This window comes from Parasedimentitalea nitratireducens (assembly GCF_057444295.1).
In genome coordinates this window covers 1-18,782 of record NZ_JBYAXC010000025.1, presented here as the reverse complement: position 1 = coordinate 18,782, position 18,782 = coordinate 1, and the positions used below count along the sequence as shown (strand labels likewise).

At 53.4% G+C, this 18,782-nt stretch carries 22 protein-coding genes; 10 read left to right on the top strand and 12 right to left on the bottom strand.

Going from position 1 to position 18,782, the window contains the following annotated elements:
- Nucleotides 1-259: 259 nt before the first annotated feature.
- The 3 genes from AC2T28_RS24515 to AC2T28_RS24505 all read right to left on the bottom strand — a co-directional run bounded on the left by AC2T28_RS24515 (nt 260) and on the right by AC2T28_RS24505 (nt 2,126).
- Entirely contained in the window at nt 260-1,309 is a 1,050-nt protein-coding gene (locus AC2T28_RS24515) for a YeeE/YedE family protein (RefSeq protein WP_486751227.1), read from the bottom strand.
- A gap of 44 nt (nt 1,310-1,353) precedes the next feature.
- Nucleotides 1,354-1,692 carry an ArsR/SmtB family transcription factor gene (locus AC2T28_RS24510; RefSeq protein ID WP_486751229.1) on the bottom strand — a complete coding sequence of 113 codons (339 nt, stop codon included), beginning with the start codon at nt 1,690-1,692 and terminating at the stop codon, nt 1,354-1,356.
- Nucleotides 1,693-1,757: 65 nt separating this feature from the next.
- Nucleotides 1,758-2,126 carry a hypothetical protein gene (locus AC2T28_RS24505; protein ID WP_486751226.1) on the bottom strand — a complete coding sequence of 123 codons (369 nt, stop codon included), beginning with the start codon at nt 2,124-2,126 and terminating at the stop codon, nt 1,758-1,760.
- A gap of 70 nt (nt 2,127-2,196) precedes the next feature.
- Here AC2T28_RS24505 and AC2T28_RS24500 point away from each other — a divergent pair, with 70 nt between their 5' ends.
- Nucleotides 2,197-2,937, top strand: coding sequence for a cytochrome c biogenesis CcdA family protein (locus tag AC2T28_RS24500; protein WP_486751225.1), 741 nt, complete (start codon nt 2,197-2,199; stop codon nt 2,935-2,937).
- A gap of 86 nt (nt 2,938-3,023) precedes the next feature.
- Here AC2T28_RS24500 and AC2T28_RS24495 read toward each other — a convergent pair whose 3' ends face one another.
- On the bottom strand, nt 3,024-4,085 hold the full coding sequence (locus AC2T28_RS24495) for a YeeE/YedE family protein (protein ID WP_486751224.1): 1,062 nt from the start codon (nt 4,083-4,085) through the stop codon (nt 3,024-3,026).
- A gap of 195 nt (nt 4,086-4,280) precedes the next feature.
- On the opposite strand from AC2T28_RS24495, the gene soxX reads away from it, so the two are divergent.
- The 9 genes from soxX (at nt 4,281) to hemA (ending at nt 12,493) form a co-directional block, all read left to right on the top strand.
- Complete coding sequence (soxX, locus tag AC2T28_RS24490; protein ID WP_486751223.1) at nt 4,281-4,904, top strand: sulfur oxidation c-type cytochrome SoxX; 624 nt, start codon at nt 4,281-4,283, stop codon at nt 4,902-4,904.
- Nucleotides 4,905-4,933: 29 nt separating this feature from the next.
- Nucleotides 4,934-5,356 (top strand): thiosulfate oxidation carrier protein SoxY, encoded by a 423-nt coding sequence (soxY, locus tag AC2T28_RS24485; RefSeq protein ID WP_486751222.1) that lies wholly within the window; start codon nt 4,934-4,936, stop codon nt 5,354-5,356.
- Between the two features lie 20 nt (nt 5,357-5,376).
- The gene (gene soxZ / locus AC2T28_RS24480; RefSeq protein WP_167681780.1) at nt 5,377-5,706 is read left to right on the top strand and encodes a thiosulfate oxidation carrier complex protein SoxZ; all 330 of its coding nucleotides are present in this window, start codon (nt 5,377-5,379) and stop codon (nt 5,704-5,706) included.
- A 28-nt stretch (nt 5,707-5,734) separates the two neighbouring features.
- Complete coding sequence (soxA, locus tag AC2T28_RS24475) at nt 5,735-6,571, top strand: sulfur oxidation c-type cytochrome SoxA (RefSeq protein ID WP_486751221.1); 837 nt, start codon at nt 5,735-5,737, stop codon at nt 6,569-6,571.
- 96 nt (nt 6,572-6,667) lie between these two features.
- The gene (soxB, locus tag AC2T28_RS24470; RefSeq protein WP_486751220.1) at nt 6,668-8,371 is read left to right on the top strand and encodes a thiosulfohydrolase SoxB; all 1,704 of its coding nucleotides are present in this window, start codon (nt 6,668-6,670) and stop codon (nt 8,369-8,371) included.
- A gap of 31 nt (nt 8,372-8,402) precedes the next feature.
- Nucleotides 8,403-9,686, top strand: coding sequence for a sulfite dehydrogenase (soxC, locus tag AC2T28_RS24465; RefSeq protein WP_486751219.1), 1,284 nt, complete (start codon nt 8,403-8,405; stop codon nt 9,684-9,686).
- On the top strand, nt 9,670-10,695 hold the full coding sequence (locus AC2T28_RS24460; RefSeq protein ID WP_486751218.1) for a c-type cytochrome: 1,026 nt from the start codon (nt 9,670-9,672) through the stop codon (nt 10,693-10,695). Before soxC ends, AC2T28_RS24460 begins: the two co-directional genes overlap by 17 nt.
- A 146-nt stretch (nt 10,696-10,841) precedes the next feature.
- Nucleotides 10,842-11,255, top strand: coding sequence for a DUF302 domain-containing protein (locus tag AC2T28_RS24455; RefSeq protein ID WP_486751228.1), 414 nt, complete (start codon nt 10,842-10,844; stop codon nt 11,253-11,255).
- On the top strand, nt 11,252-12,493 hold the full coding sequence (hemA, locus tag AC2T28_RS24450; protein WP_486751217.1) for a 5-aminolevulinate synthase: 1,242 nt from the start codon (nt 11,252-11,254) through the stop codon (nt 12,491-12,493). Before AC2T28_RS24455 ends, hemA begins: the two co-directional genes overlap by 4 nt.
- Nucleotides 12,494-12,557: 64 nt before the next feature.
- Here the strand turns inward: hemA and AC2T28_RS24445 are convergent, their stop codons facing one another.
- The 8 genes from AC2T28_RS24445 to AC2T28_RS24410 all read right to left on the bottom strand — a co-directional run.
- A complete protein-coding gene (locus AC2T28_RS24445) occupies nt 12,558-13,502 on the bottom strand; it encodes an MBL fold metallo-hydrolase (RefSeq protein ID WP_486751216.1) in 945 nt (314 codons plus the stop codon).
- Nucleotides 13,502-14,425, bottom strand: a complete 924-nt coding sequence (locus AC2T28_RS24440; RefSeq protein WP_486751215.1) for an MBL fold metallo-hydrolase — start codon at nt 14,423-14,425, stop codon at nt 13,502-13,504. The genes AC2T28_RS24445 and AC2T28_RS24440 overlap by 1 nt, the downstream gene beginning before the upstream one ends.
- 323 nt (nt 14,426-14,748) lie before the next feature.
- Complete coding sequence (locus AC2T28_RS24435) at nt 14,749-16,059, bottom strand: multicopper oxidase family protein (RefSeq protein WP_486751214.1); 1,311 nt, start codon at nt 16,057-16,059, stop codon at nt 14,749-14,751.
- Between the two features lie 8 nt (nt 16,060-16,067).
- Nucleotides 16,068-16,934, bottom strand: a complete 867-nt coding sequence (locus tag AC2T28_RS24430) for a copper resistance D family protein (RefSeq protein WP_486751213.1) — start codon at nt 16,932-16,934, stop codon at nt 16,068-16,070.
- A 2-nt stretch (nt 16,935-16,936) separates the two neighbouring features.
- A complete protein-coding gene (locus AC2T28_RS24425; RefSeq protein ID WP_486751212.1) occupies nt 16,937-17,278 on the bottom strand; it encodes a copper resistance CopC family protein in 342 nt (113 codons plus the stop codon).
- A gap of 9 nt (nt 17,279-17,287) precedes the next feature.
- Nucleotides 17,288-17,719 carry a c-type cytochrome gene (locus AC2T28_RS24420; RefSeq protein WP_486751211.1) on the bottom strand — a complete coding sequence of 144 codons (432 nt, stop codon included), beginning with the start codon at nt 17,717-17,719 and terminating at the stop codon, nt 17,288-17,290.
- A 109-nt stretch (nt 17,720-17,828) separates the two neighbouring features.
- The gene (locus AC2T28_RS24415; RefSeq protein ID WP_486751210.1) at nt 17,829-18,200 is read right to left on the bottom strand and encodes a hypothetical protein; all 372 of its coding nucleotides are present in this window, start codon (nt 18,198-18,200) and stop codon (nt 17,829-17,831) included.
- A gap of 263 nt (nt 18,201-18,463) precedes the next feature.
- A partial coding sequence (locus AC2T28_RS24410) for a hypothetical protein (protein WP_486751209.1) occupies nt 18,464-18,782 on the bottom strand: 319 nt, incomplete at its 5' end.

The following is an 18,782-nucleotide window of genomic DNA, read 5'->3' as shown; positions in this document are numbered from 1 at the left end:
TTCGTCCGTCCGTTTCTGTCCCATAGTTCATCTCCTTTGTTGCAATAAATGCTATCAAAGGGGCGGCATCAAATAGCCACAGGTCCAGATTTACCCAACAAAGCGGCCTTTGGTCCGCATTATTTCGTTTTCCATAGCGTCGACAAAAGTCGTTTCGCCTCCCTCTTCGTTGTACACCAAGTTTCCGCCCATTTCAGCGCTGAGAATCGGGAGAAGTATATTCATTATCATTGCGCAAAAACTCATATTGTCTGGGAATTTACGGCGCAAATCCCAGGATTAACTGTCGTAGACCTAATGCGGCACCTGCCATAATACTAAGCAACGTAAGTGGGGCACTGTAGGAAAGGACTGAAAAGGCAGACAGCCCTTGGCCGACACTACAGCCAACTGCGACAACAGCGCCAATGCCCATCAAGGTGGCGCCTAAAAGCTGACGGCGCAGTTCGCGGGGATCATCGCAGGATTCCCATCTGAAATGTCCCTTGTACAGGCTGCCAATCAGAGCGCCGATTAGGACACCGGCAACCGATCCTGTACCAAAGCTAATTGAATTGCCTGACGAGGTCATAAGATACAGCAGCGTCTCGCCAATGGGGGCTGAAAATGTGTGGCTGACAACGGGGGTGGCATCAAACCCATTGATGGCGATCCAATTTGTTCCGGCCCAGCCCAACACGATTGCAAGGCCGACAACCGCCCCCCAGAGCACATGACTGGGTGATCGCCGCATTGTTCTGTTTGCCAGTGTTAGAACCAGAATAATTGCTCCGATCGTTATTCCTGTGACCTCAAGAGTTGTTCCGGTTAAAGGTGCGGCCAAATGGGCATAAGTCGGGAAATTGGTGGCCTGCTCTGATGCTCCGAACATCCAGATGCGCAGCGACGACAGTGGGCCGCCCAAAGTCACATACGCAGAGATTCCCATAATCAAAACAATGAGAAGCGAGCGCAGATCACCGCCTCCAACCCGGGCTAGGGCGCCGTAGCCGCAGTTTCCGGCAAGAGCCATACCATAGCCAAATAGCAGCCCGCCAAAAATGCTTTCCAGCGGGTTCCACTGTCTTGACAGATAAAGAGTTTCGTTCAGGTCCAGCAGGCCTGCTGCGGATAGACCAAATGTGCCAATGACCGACAGACCAATGGCGATGCCCCACATCCGCAGGCGCAGCGTGTTTTCACCATAGTACAGATCTTCTATCGCGCCCAAGGTACAGAACCGGCCAATGCGCGCAGCAAGACCTAGCAGCACGCCGCCCACAAGGCCGACAAGCGCAACAAGCATGGATTCAGAGATCAGATCAAGCATCGTCGCCTTTCCTTATAGCCTCTGCGACATTGCTCAATTGATGTTCAATCGTCTTCGCGACAGAACAGATCATAGACAACTTCCATGATTTTTTTCGGCCGGTCATCGGTCAGGCTGTAGTAGATAACCTTGCCTTCTCGTCTGGGGGTCACCAAGCCTTCAAGCCGAAGACGAGACAGCTGCTGTGATACTGCGGCCTGCCGCGATGAGAGAAGGTTTTCAAGCTCGGTGACAGACTTTTCGCCTGAGGCGAGATGACACAGGATCATCAAACGTCCCTCATGGCTTATTGCCTTGAGGAAATAGGAGGCTTTCATGGCATTGTCTGCCATCTTGTCCATGTCTTCTGCACACATGTTACCGTCAAATACTGGCAGGCCCATCTGGTTGTCTTCCTTTAGATCTGTACTGGCCATTTAGTCGCTTTGCTTGCCATAATAACTGGAGTTTATCCAGATATATCAATGCTGGCGTCCGACAACATCTGCTCTAACAACCCCCAGAAAAAGTCCTCTCCCGGATATCCTTCGATCCTGGAGACTTCTTGTCCGTCGACCATCAAAACAAATGTAGGCGTGAAATTAAGTGATTGGCTAAACGTCAAATCATCTGGTTTTGCAGCATGTATGTCCATACGCCGCAAAGGCGCAGCTTTGCCCTCGTTGGTTTTTGGATAAATATGCGCGATCTCATCGTTCCATTGCGCGCACCAGACACAGCCCTTTTCCTCTACCATCACCAAAACGGTTTCAGCCGCAGCGGACAATGTCGAAGACAGGCTCAGAAACAGGCTGAAAAGGATAAGACGGAGTGACATGCGAAATTGACCTTTGCTTAACAAACTACATAATATGAATATGTGAATTACACAAGAGAGAGTGCCTGCTATGATGGATATTACGCTTGCGGGTGCTGCGTTTGCGGGCGTCCTTTCTTTTCTGTCACCGTGCATTCTGCCAATTGTGCCGTTTTATCTGAGTTACCTGGCTGGCGTGGGCATGAACCAGATATCTGCAGAGGCGCAGATATCTGGGGAAACGCGGACGCGGGCGGTACTTGCGGCCTGTTTATTTGCCGCGGGAGTCATCACAATTTTTATGGGGCTAGGCGCAGCTGCAACGACATTCGGTCAAGTGGTTCGTGAGTATTTCGATGTTCTTCGCTGGTTTGCGGCGGCGATCATTATTGTGATGGGACTGCACTTTCTGGGCGTAGTTCGTATCGGAATTTTATATCGGCAATTGCGGTCGGACGCAGGGAATACATCGAAGGCAGGCCTGATGGGGGCCTATGTTATTGGCTTGGCATTTGCGTTTGGCTGGACACCCTGCGTTGGACCGGTCTTGGCGGCAATCCTGTTTGCTGCGGCAGGCGCTGAGACCGCATCATCCGGGGCAGGGCTGTTGTTTGTGTACGGGGTGGGCATGACGGCGCCCTTTGTGTTGGCGGCGCTATTCATCGGTCCGTTCATGATCTGGATGTCTAAGTTCCAAAGACATTTGGGAATAGTTGAGAAAGTCATGGGGGCAATGTTGATTGTATTTGGGTTGCTGATTGCGACAAATTCGATGAACCAAATTGCGCAATGGATGCTGTCCATTGCGCCTGACATTGGGGTTTTGCGCTAACTTTCAGTGCCCTATTTGAAACGCAATCTTTCGGGGCGCGTCAGAGCTGACGTTTCGACGGGGGCGTTGTACCAGCTGCCTTGCGATCACGTAACTTGAGCTACGCTGCGTTGGTCCTCCAGCCAATCTGTTACCACTGCGCCAATCCACATACAGAACAGGGCCAACCAGGCGGTGCCGACAAATATTGAACCGCCAGTGACACCGGCGCCGATGGCGCAACCGCCAGCCAGCATTCCGCCAAAGCCCATCATCGCCGCACCCGCCATCGCCTTGCGCATGGTGGGTGCGTCATCAAAGGCCTGAAACTTCAACTCTCCTCCCAGAGCAGCCGCGACAAGGGCGCCTATGAACACGCCGGGAACCAGGCCGATGTCGAATTGCAGAACAGAACCGCGCTCAAGAAAGAACATCAGTGTATTGGCCGAGGGTCCAGTGAAGGTGGCGCTTTCTACCTGCACCGGGTCAAAGGCCAGTTGGCTTAACGCGTAGGTCAGGACCCATCCGAGGGCGACCGCAAAACCTACACCTGAGGCAAACACCAAACGTGGGGCACCGATTTTGTTGCGGCGGGCAAGGGTCAGGGCCAGAGCCGCGATGCCAGTTCCAATAAGAAGGCCAGAATAGTCGGGCAGCCTGATAGCGGCCAGGAGATCCATGTTTCGCCCCCCGTTGGTGACCCAGAGAGAGGCCAGTTGGTTGCGCAGTGGGGATAGAACACCGGACAGGCTCATCTGTGCCACCACGGCAAAGATCAAACCCGACACGACCGAGCGCAGATTGCCGGTGGCAGCAAGGACCAAAAGCCGCCCTGAACACCCGCGAGCCAGCACCATACCGACTCCAAAGACCAACCCGCCGATCACCGCTCCCGACCAGCTTCCGGGGACGGCCATCATCCGCGCGCTAGAGGCGTCCATCAGCCCCAGCATTTGTGCGCCTTGAACCCAGACAAGCGCGGTGGAGAATGTCAGCAACCAGACAGCGACACTGTCTTGCATTTTGCCGCGGGCAAATTCTACCGTGGCAGCCCGCAAGCAGAACCGGGATCGTTGGGCAGAGGCACCAAAGACCACTCCGGTGAGTAAACCGAATAGGGCAGCCGTGGGGGCTTCGCCAATCTGCTCAACCAGGGGGATCAAGTCCATGATACGCTCCAATTAATTCACATATTGCGATATGAATGTACTCCAGTGAAGTCTGCATTGATGCAGATCATTCAAACAGTTGTCCGTGGTCATGTTGTGCTGTGCGGATTGGTTGGCGGTTTAGTACAGACTGAATGTGACTATTGGTGGGCTTGGCTTGATTTCTAATCTGTTGAAATAAAACGGAACAAATCAGTGGAGAGCTTTCAACATTTCCTGCAGATTGTGCCGTTTAAGTTGAGAGGAAGTGGGCAGGAGGCAGCTCATCAAACAAATACAAAAATTCAAGTAAATGAATTTGTTGTTGCGTGTTCACAGATTCGTGGGCTACGGTATGGCGAACTAAAGTGTTTGGGAGGACGCATGAGGATCATCGGTATATCACTCGCAATGGCGGGATTGCTGGCAAATCCACTGGCTGCTGAGCCCGTGGCCCCGGGCGATGTCAAATATGAAGATGGCGTGGTTATGGCCTCTTTGACTGGCGTTGCTGGAGACGCGGCAAATGGGCGTGACGTTTTCAAAAACAGAAAACAGGGCAATTGCCTGGCTTGCCATGTCAACGCAGACATGCCTGAGGAATCGTTCCACGGCGAGGTTGGTCCTGAAATGACCGGTGTTGCGGATCGCTGGGAAGCACAAGAGCTTCGCGCGATCGTGGCCAATTCCAAGATGGTGTTCGAAGACAGCATCATGCCGGCATTCTATAAGGACGCGGGATTTGAACGCACGCTCGAAAAATTCGAAGGTAAGAGCATCTTGACCGCGCAGCAGGTGGAAGATGTCATCGCCTATCTTCAAACTCTGAAAGAACAGTAATTTACCCAGATTCCATGGGAGGAAATGAAATGGACCTAACACGTCGAAAAGCGCTTGCGCTGGGCACTGGCACACTTGCCTTTGCAACGCTGGCTGGCCTTCCGGCATTTGCGTCGCTGACTGATGATGCGATCGCTGAAATTACGGGCGGAGCAGAAGTTACTGAGGGCGGTATCGATCTGACCGCACCGGAAATTGCGGAAAACGGTAACACTGTTCCGGTTGAGGTTTCGGCCGCTGGCGCGGTTGAGATTTCCCTGTTTGCAACCGGCAATCCAACACCTGCTGTCGCGACCTTTAAGTTTGGGCCTCTTGCTGGCTCGCGTTCGGGATCGACACGTATCCGTTTGGCCAAGACACAGGATGTTGTCGCGATTGCCAAGATGGAAGACGGCTCGTTCCGTAAGGCAAGTGCAACCGTAAAAGTAACAATCGGCGGCTGCGGCGGCTAACTCAGACGAGGAGAACAACTATGGCTTCTGGTGTAAAACCTCGTGTCAAAGTTCCAAAAAAGGCTGCGGCCGGTGATGTCATCACAATCAAAACTCTGATCAGCCACAAGATGGAATCTGGTCAGCGCAAGGGTGATGACGGCAACCTTATTCCGCGCTCAATCATCAACCGGTTCACAGCAGATTTTAATGGCCAGAACGTCATCGACGTCACCATTGAACCTGCGGTTTCGACCAACCCGTATTTTGAATTTGAAGCAATGGTCCCCGAGGCCGGCGAGTTCAAGTTCACTTGGTACGACGATGACGGGTCGGTCTACGAAACAGCGAAAAAAATCGCAATCGGCTGAGGTCGGACGGATTAGGGAGGACGACCGAATGAAGACACTTAAAGTACTGGTAAGTACTGCATGTTTCGTGGGGATGGCAGTCAGTACCCATGCGGATGAAACCGCATCGCTATCTATTGACGGGCAGAATTTCACAACCCAGACAGCGGCGCCTGCGCATACGGAAAACCTTGATGAAGTGACATCAGGGTGGATCTATCGTGCAAAGGAAACGCAGGCCCTGCAGCTTGATGATTTTGACAATCCTGGATTTGTTTTTGTCGATCAGGCTATCGACTCTTGGAACGAAGTCGCCGGGAGCGAAGGTAAGGCCTGTGCCTCGTGCCACGAAAATGTCGAAGACTTTGCAGGTCTGCGGACCACATTGCCCCGTGTCGAAGACGGCAAGGTAGTCACCATGGAGGATTTGGTGAACAACTGCCGTACCGAGCATATGGGTGCGGAGCCTTGGAAGTATTCTGGCGGTCAGATGGTTGCAATGACAGCCCTGATCGGGCTGCAGTCGCGCGGCTTGCCGATGAACGTGGCCATCGATGGCGAGGCGGCAGAGTTCTGGGAGCAGGGGAAAGAGCTATACTATACCCGTGTTGGCCAGCTGGATATGTCCTGTTCAAATTGTCACGAAGACAATTATGACACGATGATCCGTGCCGATCACCTAAGTCAGGGCCAGACCAATGGTTTTCCGACTTACCGTCTGAAGAATGCCAAGCTGAATTCGACACATGCACGCTTTAAGGGCTGCATGAAGAACATTCGGGCAGAGCCTTACAAGGTTGGTGGCGACGAGTTCAAATCACTTGAGCTGTACATCGCTTCGCGTGGTCAGGGGCTTTCCGTTGAAACGCCTTCGGTCCGCAACTAAAACCCAAACAGGGCCCCAATGCCGGATGGTATTGGGGCTTTTGCATCTTAAAACGAATTCATATATGCGTATATGTCGTAACAGCTAGGACGGACTATGATATCTCGCCGTGATTTTTTACAAACCAGCATGGCAGCTGCCGCGCTATATGGGGCGTCAGGGTTCGGAAACTGGTCGCGGGTGGCTGCGCAACAATCGCTGACACAGGACAAATTGTTGGAGTTTGATACCTTCGGTAACGTATCCCTGATCCACATCACCGACATTCACGCGCAGCTAAAGCCGATCTACTTCCGCGAGCCTTCGGTCAATATCGGGGTCGGGGGAAACAAGGGCGCGGTTCCCCATGTAACAGGCGCCGATTTCCGCAACCTGTATGGCATTGATGACGGTAGCCCATCGGCCTATGCGCTAAGCCACAGTGATTTCTCATCCCTTGCAAAAGGCTATGGCCGCGTGGGCGGGTTGGACCGTGTTTCGACTGTCATCAACTCAATTCGCGCCGAGCGCCCGGATGCGCTGCTGCTGGATGGCGGCGACACATGGCACGGCAGCTATACCTGCCATCAGACCGCTGGTCAGGATATGGTCAACGTCATGAACGCGCTAAAGCCTGACGCGATGACGTTCCACTGGGAATTCACGCTTGGGTCAGAGCGGGTGAACGAGATTGTCGAAGGTCTGCCGTTTGCGGCGCTAGGTCAGAACATCTTTGATGCTGAATGGGACGAGCCGACAGAGCTGTTCCCGCCGTATAAATTCTTTGAAAGCGGTGGCGTAAAGGTCGCTGTGATCGGTCAGGCCTTCCCTTATATGCCGATTGCCAACCCCGGCTGGATGTTCCCAGAATACTCGTTTGGTATCCGCGATGAACGGATGCAGGAAATGGTCGACGAGGTCCGCGCCCAAGGGGCCGAGCTGGTTGTCTGCCTAAGCCACAACGGGTTCGATGTTGATAAACAGATGGCGGGCAAGGTCACCGGGATTGACGTGATCCTGTCTGGTCACACCCATGACGCGCTGCCCGAGCCTGTGTTGGTGGGCGACACCATTATTGTGGCGTCTGGATCTAACGGTAAATTCGTCAGTCGCGTGGATCTGGACGTTCGTAACGGCCGTATGATGGGTTTCCGCCACAAACTGATCCCGATCTTCTCGGACGTGATTACTCCTGATCCCGAAGTGGCACAGCTGATTGATGATCAACGCGCACCGTATATGGATCAGCTAAGCGAAGTCATTGGCCAGACGGCTGATGATCAGACCCTGTACCGTCGCGGCAACTTTAACGGCACATGGGATGACTTGATCTGCGATGCGCTGATTTCTGAACGGGACGCGGATATTGCCCTGTCGCCTGGTGTGCGCTGGGGGCCCTCTATCTTGCCGGGACAGGACATCACCCGCGAGGACATCTGGAACGTGACCTCGATGAGCTATGGCGAGGCTTACCGGACTGAAATGACCGGTGAATTTCTGCATGTGGTGCTGGAAGACGTTGCCGACAACCTGTTCAATCCTGACCCTTACTATCAGCAGGGCGGCGATATGGTTCGCGTTGGTGGGCTTGGCTACCGGATTGATGTGACCAAACCGCAAGGCAGTCGCATCACCGAAATGACCCTGCTAAAGACTGGCGAGGCAATTGACCCGTCCAAGACCTATCAGGTTGCCGGCTGGGCATCGGTCAATCAGGGCACCGAAGGTCCGAAAATCTGGGACGTGGTCGAGGCGCATATCGCCAAACAGGGCACCATCTCGCTTGATCCAAACAACAGTGTGAAAGTTGTCGGAGCCTAGGCTCTGCACTCACAAGTAAGAGGCATCTGATATGTCAGATAAAGACAATGATATAGTCAGCTCGCGACGGGCATTTCTAGGTGGCGCAATGGCTGCGGGGGCAGGGGCGTTGACGGCTGGTGCTGCAAATGCCCAAACGCCTGACCCCTTGATCACCGAGATCCAGCCTTGGACACGGGGGTTCGGCGATGGTGTCGATGCGGTGCGGTATGGACTGCCAATTGAACACGAAGGCGACGTTATCCGCCGCAATGTGGAATGGCTGACCGCTGATACTGTCAGCTCGATTAACTTTACGCCGATCCATGCTTTGGACGGTACTATCACCCCACAGGGCTGCGCATTTGAGCGGCATCACTCGGGTGCGATTGATCTGAAGAAGGAAGACTACCGCCTGATGATCAACGGCTTGGTCGATACGCCTCTGGTGTTTAGCTATGCCGATCTAGAGCGGTTCCCGCGCGAAAACCACGTCTATTTCTGCGAATGCGCCGCCAACACCGGTATGGAATGGGCGGGTGCGCAGCTGAACGGTGCGCAGTTCACCCACGGCATGATTCATAACATGGAATACACGGGCGTACCGCTGCGTACCCTGCTGGAAGAGGCCGGGCTGAATACGGCGGGTGATCTGGCGGGCAAGTGGGTGTTTGTCGAAGGTGCAGATGCCTCGTCCAACGGGCGTTCGATCCCGATGGAAAAGGCGCTGGATGACGTCTTGGTCGCGTTCAAGGCCAATGGCGAAGCGCTGCGCAAGGAGCATGGTTATCCGGTGCGTCTGGTTGTTCCCGGTTGGGAAGGCAACATGTGGGTCAAATGGATCCGTCGTATCGAGGTGATGGACGGCCCTGTTGAGAGCCGCGAAGAGACCAGCAAGTACACCGATACGCTGGAAGACGGCACCAGCCGCAAGTGGACCTGGGCAATGGATGCGAAATCGGTTGTGACCAGCCCCAGCCCGCAGGCGCCGATCAAACACGGTACAGGGCCATTGGTCATCACCGGTTTGGCATGGTCCGGACGTGGCGCGATCACTCGTGTGGATGTGTCCAAGGATGGTGGCAAGAACTGGGAGACAGCGCGCCTGGCCAAACCGGGTGAGAAGATGGCGCTGACGCGGTTCTATCTTGATACTGACTGGGACGGATCAGAGATGATGCTGCAATCGCGTGCCATGGATGACACCGGATATGTGCAGCCCACCAAGGCCCAACTGCGCGAGGTGCGCGGGCTAAACTCGATCTATCACAACAACTGTATCCAAACCTGGCTGGTACGTTCTAACGGTGAGGCAGAAAATGTCGAAGTTTCTTAAATCAACGGCCTTGGTTGCTTCGTTTGCATTAGCCGCGGGGCCAGCGTTTGCGGGTAAGTTTGGTCTGGGTCGCACGGCGCTGCCAGAAGAAATCGCAGCTTGGGATGGTGACATCACTCCGGATGGGACAGGGTTGCCTGTAGGGTCAGGGGATGCGCTGGATGGTGAGGAGATTTTTGCCGACAAATGCGCGTCGTGTCATGGTGACTTTGCCGAAGGTCTTGGCAATTGGCCCAAGCTGGCAGGTGGGGCAGATACGCTGAACCACGATGACCCGCTAAAGACTGTCGGGTCTTACTGGCCGTATCTGACAACCACCTTTGACTACATCAAACGCTCGATGCCCTATGGCGATGCGGGCAGTCTGACGGATGATGAGGTCTATGCCATGGTGGCCTATATCCTTTACTCCAATGATTTGGTTGAGGATGATTTTGTCCTGTCAAATGAGACATTTTTTGACGTTGAGATGCCCAATGCGAACGGTTTCATCGTCGACAATCGGGCTGAGACGGAATACGCCCAGTGGACAGGTGAACCCTGCATGCAGGACTGCAAGGGCGTAGTCGCAGTGACTATGCGGGCGTTGGTCTTGGACGTGACACCAGATCAGGGTGGCGCTGCTGAAGACGCGATTGCAGAAACGACTGAAGTTGAAGTGGTGGAAGTCACTGTCGATGCAATCGACACCGAACTGGCTGCTGCTGGTGCCAAAGTGTTCAAAAAATGTAAGGCTTGTCACCAGATTGGTGAGGGCGCCAAGAACAGATCCGGACCAATCCTGACGGGTATTGTGAATGGTGCAGCTGGCGCAGTTGATGGCTTTAAGTATTCAAAGCCAATGAAAAAGGCGGCCGAGGGCGGATTGGTTTGGACGGAGACTGAACTAGCGGCATTTCTGGCCAAGCCTCGTGCCTATCTAAAGGGCACGAAAATGTCCTTTGCCGGGCTCAAGAAAGAGGCGGATCAGTTGGCATTGATCGAATACCTGAGGTCGTTTGAAAACTAGGAACTGGGATGCTGTGTTCGGTGGCTTCTAACCCTTGCGGCTATTCTGGCTGCAAGGGTTTTAAATTCGCAGAATTGCGGCAATGCTGTTGGTATCAAGGGAGTGAAGTCATGAGAGCATTATTACTTGGCAGCGTATTGGCTGCGATGACAACGATTGCCACAGCTGGGCTTGCCTTCGCAGATGGGTCTTCGACGGTTTATAAGTACGACGGCAGTTTTGACGACGCTGCCTTCAGCCTGGAAAGTGCGATTATCGATAGAGGGTTGAACATTGATTACGTCAGCCATGTCGGCGAAATGCTGAGCCGCACAGGGCAGGATGTGGGCAGTGATGTCACCCTGTTTGATAATGCTGAGATCTACATTTTCTGCTCGGCCGTATTGTCGCGGAAAATGATGGAAGCAGACCCCCTGAACATCGCCCATTGTCCCTATGGTATTTTTGTTGCGGATCGCGAAGGCCAAGTCATGATTGGATACCGCAATTACCCCGAGGGCCCGATGCAAGAGGTTCAGTCTCTTTTGGCTGAGATTGTTAGTGAGGCCATGGCAGAATGATAGATTACCAAGGTTTATTCAAAGACGAGCTTGACGATTTGCGTGACCATGGCAATTACCGCGTTTTTGTTGAACTAGAACGCCAATGTGGTGCTTTTCCAACGGCGACATCACATGTTGCCAATTCGGACGGTGTAAAGGCGTCTGATGATGTAACCATCTGGTGCTCGAATGATTATCTGGGGATGGGACAACACCCCAAAGTTCTGGCCGCGATGCATGATGCGCTAGACCGCTGCGGGGCAGGGGCTGGTGGAACACGAAACATCTCGGGCACCACCCATGACCATGTTCTGCTCGAGGCAGAGCTGGCTGACCTGCATGGCAAGGAGGCCGCACTTCTGTTCACCTCGGGCTATGTGTCGAACTGGGCCGCATTGGGAACCATAGCGGGACGTATTCCGGGCTGTGTTGTCTTGTCGGACGCGCTGAACCACGCTTCGATGATTGAAGGTATTCGCCATTCAAAAGCCGAGCGGATGATCTGGAAACACAATGATCTGGAGGATCTAGAGGCAAAACTGGCCAGTTTGCCCTTGGATCGACCAAAACTGATTGCTTTTGAAAGCGTCTATTCCATGGATGGTGACATCGCGCCAATTGCGCAGATTTGTGATCTGGCGGACAAATACAACGCCATGACCTATCTGGATGAGGTCCACGCGGTTGGTCTGTATGGTCCACGGGGGGGCGGTATTGCTGAACGTGAGGGCTTGATGGTCCGGTTGACGGTGATTGAAGGCACCTTGGGCAAAGCATTTGGCGTTGTTGGGGGTTATATCGCCGCCTCGGCTGAACTCTGCGATTTTGTGCGCAGCTTTGCCAGCGGGTTCATTTTTACCACCGCGCTACCGCCAGCGATTGCTGCCGGGGCGGCAGCATCGATTTGTCACTTGAAGCAAAGTAATATCGAACGAGAGATGCAAAGAACCAACGTTGCAAAGGTTCGCGCGAAACTTGAACATATTGGCATTCCACATGTAGCCAATCCCAGCCATATCATTCCGGTGATGGTCGGTGATCCGGTGAAATGCAAATTTATCTCGGACGTTCTGCTAAAGGACTATGGTGTCTATATTCAGCCGATCAACTACCCCACAGTGCCCAAAGGGACTGAGCGGCTGCGTATCACACCATCGCCAGTCCATTCGGATCAGGATATAGATCACCTGATCAGCGCGCTGAGAGAATTGTGGGACAAGTGCCAACTAGCCAGACAGCCCTTGGCCGCGCAGTAATGACTGCGAAATCAGAAGTTCTGCCAATCACCCTGAATGTTGACTGGCAGAAGCTTCGATTTGGCTATTCGAATTCCATCTGTTCGTAGACCCGACCTGCGTTCTTAGTGGCCAGCTCTTCGAAGGTGTCGAGATTGGTGTAGGGCGACTGATCGACGTAATAGGCATCTGCCAGATCACCGTCATTTTCCAGATGGGCACCGATTTGGGCGCGCAGGTAGACCAGATAGTCACGAGTGTAGCGCCGCACCTGATCCATGTTGGTTGGGTGGCCGTGACCGGGAATGACATAGGTGGCGTTTAGCGCCTCGAACTCGGTCTCCCATGTTTCGATCCAGTCGGCGGTCATAGTGTGCTCAAAAATCGGCAACATGCGTTCGTGGAACGCCATATCGCCTGCGATGACCATGCTTTTTTCAGGCAGCCAGACGACGATATCACCGGGGCTGTGGGCTGGGCCAAGGTAGCGGGCTTCGATCGTCATATCGCCCATCTCGACCACATAGCTGTCATCAAATGTCTGCGTCGGCAGGGCGACCCGGGTGTGGTCTGCTTTTTCCATCACCCGCGCCTGAGCTGCGCGCAGGGATTGCCCGCCGTGGCTTTCGAATTCAGCGGCGGCGTCTGTGTGGGCTACGATTTCAACGCCCTGATCTGCCCAGTATGAGTTGCCAAGCATGGCGTGGCCCTGACCATTTTCGTTGAACACCAGCTTTACCGGTTGATCCGTCACAGCCTTGATTTCATTGTGCAGCGCCTCGGCCAGTTGGTAGGACGCACCGCCGTTGATCACCACAACACCGTCTCCGGTTACGATGAAGCTGAGGTTGTTGTTGTGGCCTGCGTTTTCGTATGTCGGTGGGGCGGTGGCACCGATGGCCGAGAAGATACCCGGTAGGACCTCGTATGGTTTGGAATACAGCACCGATCCAGGGTACTGGTCGGCGATGTCTTCGCTGGCGAGGGCAGGGGTGGCGAGCAGGGCGACTGCGAGGATGGGATTTTTCATCAATATGCCTCCGCCACAAAGGCATAGCCGTCGGATGTTTTATCGACATAGCCGGTGCCATTGCCCGTTAGGTGGTAGCCGATCACGCGGGTCTTTTCATGCGACAGTTGATCCATCAGAATGGTACGTGTTGCGGCGGCTGTTTCTGGGTCTTGGTCTGATCCGGAAATCCAGCCCGGTCTTGCAAAGGCGATGTGATCGTTGCCAATGGAGTCACCCAGAACCATTACGGACTCGGACCCATTGCGGATTTCCAACGCCATGTGACCGGGTGTGTGCCCGACTGTTGCGCGGGCGGCGATGCCTGTCATAATTTCTTCTCCGTCCTCAAATAATTTAATCTGATCCTCAATCATCGCTAACCGGCGCTGGGCACCGACGGCAAAGGACGCACGGGCCTCGCCTATGTCGTTGATGGTGTTGGGGTTCATCCAATATTCCCATTCCGCTTTGCCGATCATGTAGCTGGCTTCCGGAAAGAGAGGGTCGTCAAAATCATCGAGCAATCCCCACAAATGATCCGGATGTGCGTGGGTGAAAATGATGTCTGTCACTTCGTCTGGTGAGACACCCAAGGCATCTAGTGAGTCCAATAGAATTCCGGAGTTCGGAGAGAAATCAGGCCCAGCCCCTACGTCAAATAGGACAGTTCGGTCCCCATGTCGCAGTAGGGTGACATTACAGGGCGGGGTTAAAAGCTCGGCGGATTGACCGTGTTTTTCGAGAATGGGGAGCAATTTACCCTTTGGCATTGGATCGAAAATGAAACCACCCGGCAAGGTCAGGGAACCATCGCTGACCACGTCAATTTTGAAGTCACCCAAGGCGATTTGTGCGTTGGCCGGTTTGGATTGAAGGCCGAGTACCGCGCCTGTTGTTACTGCAGCGCTGCCCGCAAGAAATTTTCTTCTGGGTAAATTCATTTCGCCCAACCTTTTCAATTATTCTCCTATTTGAATATGTATTATTGTTCTGCTTGGAGCAAGGTCTTCAACGTGCCATCTGTAGAAGATGTATTTGAAAGTGCTTTTAGGTGAATTACTTGGCCCGATGTCTGGTTCTATATTACGAGGGATAAGATCAATTTACTTTCACTAGCAAACGCGAGGTTGTGGGGAGGTTCACAGTTATCGCCCCCATGTAATTAATAAATGGGAGCGAGTTTGCATGGGGGCTTAGAACTGACACACTCGTTCGTGACGTCCGGACTCACCTCACCGAGGTCGCGAGAAGCCAAGTCAATTGCTCATGACACTTCCACCCAGGTTTTCATCCCTGCAGCTTGGTGGCCTAGCATATGGCAATGCAATAGCCATTTTCCGGGATTGTCGAATACACATAGGATATCGCGGGTTTCGCCTGGGTTGACCAAGGTGGTATCTCTGAATGCGCCTAACATCCCGTCCGTCTGTACTTCGAAAAAATGGTGACCATGCAGGTGTATCCCATGCGGGAACCTTGTGTCATTTACCAAGGAAATCCGCGCGGTCTGTCCTCGCTCAAAGCTGTGGAAAGGCGCATCGTTCAGCCCAGACTGACCGTTGAAGCCCCAGATATCAGTGAGAGAGGTCCCGCGCGGGCTCATTGCGCCGCCTTCCATGGTCAGTGTCAGCGAAATCGCATTGTCCAGATCAGGCTGCGCCATCGAGTTTGTCGGTAGGGGGAAGATGGCAGATGCGGCGCGGTTGTTGTTTGCGCCCTCTAGGGCAATCTTTCCTAAGACATAGGGATCATCCCGCGTTGGGAACACAAACTGGACGGTGTGAGAGGACGTTACGTCTGCAATGATGTCTGCCCGTTGAGCGGGGGCAAGAACCAAGCCATCAATATCCTGAGGTTCCGCCAATGGCATGCCGTCCAATGCAACCACTTTACCTTCGATACCGGTCAGATCGATTGGGAATATCCGGTCGGTTGCAACATTGATCAGACGTAGACGCAGGCGGTCTCCAGTCAAAACTGGCGCCTTTGTGTTGATGATTGCCCGGGCAAAGTTGCCCATACGACCTGAATGGGCCTGGTCGTGCATGTTATCAAAATCACCGGCTAAAACGCCGGTTTCTGATATCCTCCAATCATCGATCAGGACAGTGATGTCGTGATCCACATCCGGCGGATTGCGTTCTTCGACGATCAACGGCCCATACAACCCCTTGGCGACCTGCTCCCATGAGCGGTTATGGGAGTGATACCAAAACGTGCCCGCATCTGGCGCGCGAAAACGGTAGTTGAATTGGCCGCCGGATTGGACAATATCCTGCGTTAGTCCCGGAACGCCGTCCATTGCGTTGTCTGAGCGTATTCCGTGCCAGTGTACGGCTGACCCCTGATCGATCTGGTTGATAAATCTGACATCAAGAAATCCCCCCTGAGACAGGCGGAGTTCGGGGCCTGGGGTACTGCCGTTGTATCCCCACATTGCAGATGCAGGGCTATCACCTGGCAAGAGCTGTGCAGTCACCGGTTCCGCAATCAGGTCTTGCGAAGTGGCGGCCCAACTCAGGCGTGGAGTGATTATCGCAGCGCCTGCAGCGGTTAAGAAGTCACGTCTTTTCATGGTAGTTCTCACATCGGCAAAGACACAACGCTGGTCAGGGTCGCGGTAGCGATCAGAACAGACGTTATGACAATGAATTCCAGTTCAATGGAGCGAACAAGGTGATTTGCGGCCTGCTGTTTTCCTGCCTTCATTCCGGGAATAAAGCGGAGTTTGTTGGCAGCGGCCAAGCCTAGCAGAAGCGCGACCAAAGTCACTTTTACGACGAGTGCCAATCCGTAGGATGACGTGAAGAGAAGCGAGAGATTTCCCAGGATCAGCCAGGCCATCAGACCACCTGCCAGCACCAGGACTGCGACAATACCCGAAGCCATAACTCCGAAATGGTCGCCTAAGTTTGCTGCGATTTCCAGATACTCGGGGTCACGGGCCAACCAATGCAAAGGGGCAAGTATGCCTATCCACAACGAAACACCCAGCAGATGCAGCAACAGCAGCATGCGAACGCCTGTTTGCTCTAGATCAGGGATGTGACCAATCTGCGTAAAGGACCACAGTGCGACCACTCCGCCAGCTAGGCTGACCCACGCTCCGATTGCAGGGATGTACAGGCCCACAATGATCAAGGCGACACCTGCCAGTCGATAGGTGAAGGCCTCCCCCACCGAAGTGGTCCACAAGAGGCCAAGCATTTCGCGATCAACCATTCCTGAAATGTCGCCGGTTAAAGCTGCGCCGCGCAGCAGGAAGCTAAGTACGGCGGCGGTGAGTGCTATGCATGTTAGAACAAGAGAAAAGCGGCGAAGGCGAGCATCGAGAGGTTTGACGTGGGACCAGAAGACGAGGCGCACCATGGTAATCCCCGTCGCCCCAGTAAGCCCGGTATACAATAACCACTTTGCCAATATTGATGAGAATCCCCAAATGTCCGGCATGCTCAGTTCACCTCAAAGGTGAATTCACCCTGCATGGCGTGTCCATCCATGCCTAAGCCTCGCCATTCGATGTGGTAAGTGCCGTCACCCGAGTTTTGGATCGGAAGTGAAAACGCACGCTCAAAGCTTGTCTGACCATTAAGATCAAGTGGGACAGTTGGATCGCTTTCGTGAGTTACCTCAACTTTTGTCAGGCGAATTTTTTTCGCGAAATCCAAGTTTATCTTGGCTGGAACTTCTGCTAGCACAGATAGATTGGATGGCGTTGTTGTGTCGACCTTTGAATGGGCGGATACGCCCGAGGCGAGGAAGGATGAAACAATTGTAGCAATGATGATTTTCATGGTGAGACCTCAGTGAATTCCGTTGGCGCGTTGTAGTTCGCGAACATAAGTGATGATCATTGAGACATCCCCGCGTGTCAGACCCGAAACCGGGGGCATGTCGCCAAATGGCCAATGATGGGCTTTCACACCAAGCGCGGCTGCGCGTTGGAATGCCTCATCCGCATGGTGACTAGGTTCATAAATCTTATGGATCAACGGTGGTGCAAGACCAGTTGTCCCCTCTGCATTTGCCCCATGGCAGGCAGCGCAGGCACTATCAAATATCCGCTTCCCAATCGCGGCATTGCCTTCAATAGCGGGGAGCTGAACCGCGACAATTGCGTCGCCAACAGTAGTTCCGGTGGGTTTTACTTGATCAGGGGTACGCGATTGCCAAAAAGCAAACAGCGCAAGTGCAGCAATGGCACCGACACCAAGCAGAGTATTTCTTCGTCTCATTTGACGTTCCTAACAAAATCTGGACTGGTAAAATGCGGGTTCGTTTGTCGCTACACCGAATGCAGTAGCATCCAAGATAGGTCTAACAGCACCGCAGAGGCGTTCAGTCTCAGGTGTTAGGCGGGCGATCCGGAGTTTCGGCTTGGTTCAAGTGGCGCAAATCACTCTCAAAACCCGCTTTGGTCAAATCGAAGCGAACTAAGCCAGCAGACATCCGAGGAGGTAAAACGATCAATCCTGGGCTCATTTGTTGCCGACAATTATCGTGATCGCCGTTTGTAGCGTCGGCTGTCGTTTCATGATGAGGCGCATCGATGCCACTGATTGTGGCAGGTTTGGCATCACGAAGCATAGACATGTGTTCTGCGCAGTGACCGGTATTCCCATCCATCGCAAGCGCATAGGCAGTTGTGCCAAGCCCAGTTGTCAGGACTAGCAAACCGACAGCAACGGTCAAAACTATGCGCTTCAGCACTTCCATTAGTTTTTGCTAGGGCTTTTTAGATTTTCTGACAACCTCAAACACCCGGTGCCAGGGATAACAGCCATCACAACTTCGTTGATGCTCGTATCAATTATGCATGTTGTACTGAACGCAATTTGACGAGGTTCTGGCCAGGGGAGTTGTAGGGCAAAAAAAACACCGGCATGTACGTGTAATTGGCTTTAACAAAAGCCTGGTGAGGGCAAACTACTTGCCGCCCTAAACTAATAACCATGTCTGTTTTGAGTTGGGTGCTGCCGTTAGACTGTACCTACACCAATATCGGCTTTGGGCTGGAACCGACCATTTGGCGGGACCACCGCCAAGGGCGGCTTTGAGCAGATGGCGAACTTTGCAAATTGTTGGAACAATCCATTCCTAGACTTCTCATCTCCCGCCTGCAGTGTTTTGCAGTCATCGAAAACTGACATTCGTCGATGGAACCGTATTCGCTGCATCTTGTCGGCAACTGCTGCGCATGTCGCATCTTGCACCCTCATGTTCTCACCACCGTAGTTTGCAACGCGTTGGGAGTTCGGTGGGGATTCCGCTGTCATGAAAACCCGCGCAGTGACCAGG